Origin of the sequence: Allobosea sp., from assembly GCF_036675845.1 — a bacterium.
Classification (GTDB): Bacteria; Pseudomonadota; Alphaproteobacteria; order Rhizobiales; family Beijerinckiaceae; genus Allobosea.
The window spans coordinates 1-3,365 of sequence record NZ_JAKFED010000068.1 but is presented as its reverse complement, the minus strand read 5'-3'; the positions used below and the strand labels follow the sequence as shown (position 1 = coordinate 3,365).

At 67.4% G+C, this 3,365-nt stretch carries 4 protein-coding genes; all 4 read left to right on the top strand.

The annotated features are described in order from the left end of the window. Positions 1-840: Gfo/Idh/MocA family oxidoreductase (locus V6M56_RS08330; RefSeq protein ID WP_332682792.1), on the top strand; the 840-nt coding region annotated here is incomplete at its 5' end. A gap of 5 nt (positions 841-845) precedes the next feature. Continuing rightward, entirely contained in the window at positions 846-1,448 is a 603-nt protein-coding gene (locus V6M56_RS08325) for an acyltransferase (protein WP_442881113.1), read from the top strand. Then, positions 1,448-2,602: a DegT/DnrJ/EryC1/StrS family aminotransferase gene (locus V6M56_RS08320; protein WP_332682790.1), complete on the top strand. Its 1,155-nt coding sequence runs from the start codon at positions 1,448-1,450 to the stop codon at positions 2,600-2,602. The genes V6M56_RS08325 and V6M56_RS08320 overlap by 1 nt, the downstream gene beginning before the upstream one ends. Beyond that, the coding region (locus tag V6M56_RS08315; RefSeq protein ID WP_332682788.1) for a glycosyltransferase at positions 2,599-3,365 on the top strand (767 nt) is incomplete at its 3' end. The genes V6M56_RS08320 and V6M56_RS08315, both read left to right, overlap by 4 nt.

Here is a 3,365-nt window from a genome sequence, read left to right as displayed (position 1 = left end):
CCCAACGACTCGGTCGGCATCATCGACAGCCATTTCCCGCAGGCGCATTTCTTCACCGAGTTCGAGCGCTTCGACCGGCATGTCGACAAGCTGCGCCGGCGCGGCGAGCACATCGACTATGTCAGCGTCTGTTCGCCGAACTACCTGCACGACGCCCATATCCGCTTCGGGCTGCGCTCCGGCTCGAATGTGATCTGCGAGAAGCCGCTCGTGCTCAACCCGTGGAACATCGACGGGCTGGCCGAGATCGAGCAGCACACCGGCAACAAGATCAACACCATCCTGCAGCTGCGCCTGCACCCGGCGATCCAGGCGCTCAAGGAGCGCATCGCCCAATCGAACGAGCGCCACGCGGTCGATCTGACCTACATCACCTCGCGCGGCCGCTGGTATCATGCCTCCTGGAAGGGCGACGAGGCGAAATCGGGCGGCGTCGCCACCAATATCGGCGTGCACTTCTTCGACATGCTGTCCTATGTCTTCGGCCCGCTCCAGTCGCAGACCGCCAGCCTGCGCCAGCCCGAGCGCGCCGGCGGCCTGCTCTCCTATGAGAAGGCCGATGTGCGCTGGTTCCTCTCGGTCGATGCCAACGACCTGCCCGACAGCGTCAAGGGAAAGAAGACCACCTATCGCTCGATCACGCTCGACGGCGAGGAGGTCGAGTTCTCGGAAGGCTTCACCGACCTGCACACCCGCAGCTATCAGGAGATCCTGGCCGGCAAGGGCTATGGCCTCGAGGACGTGCGCTTCTGCGTCGAGGTCGTCTCGCAGTTCCGCAATCTGCCGGTCGTCGCCAATGGCGAGCGCCACCCCTTCGTCGACAAGTATCTGAAGGCCTGAAGCCGATGGCCGCTTCCCCCGAGATGCGCGACGATCCGCGTTTCCCCGGCGCGAAGATCCATGAGAGCGCCTATGTCGACGACGGCGTCACGATCGGCGCCGGCTCCAAGATCTGGCACTTCGTCCATGTCCTGGGCGAGACGGTGATCGGCAAGGACTGCGTGCTCGGCCAGAACGTCATGGTCGGCCCGCGCGTCACCGTCGGCGACGGCTGCAAGGTCCAGAACAACGTCGCCCTCTATGACGGCGTCGAGCTCGAGGACGGCGTCTTCTGCGGCCCGTCCTGCGTCTTCACCAATGTCAACAACCCCCGCGCGTTCCTTAACCGGAAGTCGGAGTTCCGCCGCACCCTGGTCAAGAAGGGCGCGAGCATCGGCGCCAACGCCACCATCGTCTGCGGCAACACGCTCGGCGCCTATTGCTTCATCGCCGCCGGCGCCGTGGTGGCCAGGGACGTCCCCGATTTCGCCCTGATGGCCGGCGTCCCGGCCCGCCGCATCGGCTGGATGAGCCATGACGGCGCCAAGCTCGGCCCCGATCTCACCTGCCCCGAAACCGGCCGGCGCTACCGCGAAACCGGCCCGGACACTTTGGAGGAGATAGCCTGATGAGCGAGCGTCCCGCGATCGAGTTCATCGACCTCAAGGCCCAGCGCCAGCATATCGGCCAGGCCATGGAGGACGCCATCCTCAAGGTCGTCCGCGACGGCAGCTATATCCTCGGCCCCGAGGTCCAGCAGTTCGAGACCGGGCTCGCCGCCTTCTGCGGCGCCAAGCACGCCATCGGCGTCGCCAACGGCACCGACGCGCTGATCCTCGTTCTGGAAGCGCTCGGCATCGGCCCGGGCGATGCGGTGATCTGCCCGAGCTTCACCTTCGCGGCGACCGCCGAGGTCGTCGCCTGGATGGGCGCCACCCCGGTCTTCGCCGAGATCGACGAGGCGACCTATAATATCGACCCGAAGGGCCTCGCCGCTGCCCTCGATACGGCGAAGAAGCATGAGCTCAAGCCGCGCGCGCTGATCACCGTCGATCTCTTCGGCCAGGCCTGCGACTACGATCCGATCGAGGCCTTCTGCAAGCAGAACGATCTCGTCCTGATCGCCGATTCGGCGCAGGGCTATGGCGCCCGCTACAAGGGCCGCGTCGCCGGCGGGATCGGCGATTTCGCCACGACCAGCTTCTTCCCGGCCAAGCCCCTCGGCTGCTATGGCGACGGCGGCGCCATCCTCACCGACAGCGACGAGCACACGGCGCTGCTGCTCTCGCTGCGCTTCCACGGCAAGGGTTCGTACAAATACGACAATGTCCGCATCGGCGTGAACTCGCGGCTCGACACGCTCCAGGCCGCGGTGCTGATCGAGAAGCTCAAGGTCTATGCCGAGGAGATCGAGAAGCGGCAGATCGTGGCGCAGCGCTACACCGCGGCGCTGAAGGGCCTGGTGGTCACGCCCTACGTCATGCCGGACTGCGTCTCGACCTTCGCCCAGTACACGATCCGCGTCGACGCCCATCGCCGCGACGCCTTCCAGGCGGCGCTGAAGGCCAAGGGCGTGCCGACCACGGTCTACTATCCCAAGCCCCTGCACCAGCAGACCGCCTACAAGCACTTCCCCGTCGCCGGCAACGGCCTGCCGATCTCGGAACGGGTCGCGCAGGAGGTCGTCGCCCTGCCGATGCACCCTTATCTCGACGAAGCGACGCAGGACTACATCATCGAGGCGGTGCGCGAGGCGCTGAAGCGCGAGGCCTCGGCCGCGTGACGCAGCCCAAGCGGCGCCTGGCCTATCTCTCGCTGGAAACCCCGCGCGAAGGCCAGGCGACCTATACCCATGTCCACGAGATCGTGCGCGGACTGCGCGAGATCGGCTGGGAGGTCGAGCTGCTGGCCACCAGCCGCGGCGGCGCCAGCTCGGGCGCCGGCTATCTGACCCGCCTGCTCGACTATATCCGCGTGCAATGGGCCCTCGCCCGCCAGCTCGGTTCCTGCAACGGCGTCTATATGCGCGCGCATTTCGCCGCCATGCCGGTGTCGCTGCTGGCGCGCCTGCGCGGCGTCCCGGTCTTCCAGGAGATCAACGGCCTGCCCGCCGACATCTTCGTCACCTATCGCTGGCTGGCCTGGCTCGGCCCGCTGATCGTCTGGCTCTACCGCGTGCAGATGCGCCTGGCGGCCCATGTCTTCGTCGTCACCGAGGGCCTCCGCGGCTGGGCCGAGGCGCAATCCGGCCATGGTCGCGTCAGCGTCGTCAGCAACGGTGCCGACATCAGGCTGTTCACGCCCGAGGGACCGCCCCCGCCCGCCGACGGCCCCTATATCGTCTTCGTCGGCGGCATCACCGCCTGGCACGGCATCTCGGTCATGCTCGCGGCGGTCGACGATCCCGCCTGGCCACAGGATCTGCGCCTCGTCATCATCGGCGACGGCGTCGAGCGCGAGCAGTTGCAGCGGCCCGGCCTCTCGCCGCGCGTCAGCTGGCTGGGCCGACGCCCACCGCAGGAGGTCGCCGCCTGGCTGCGCGGGGC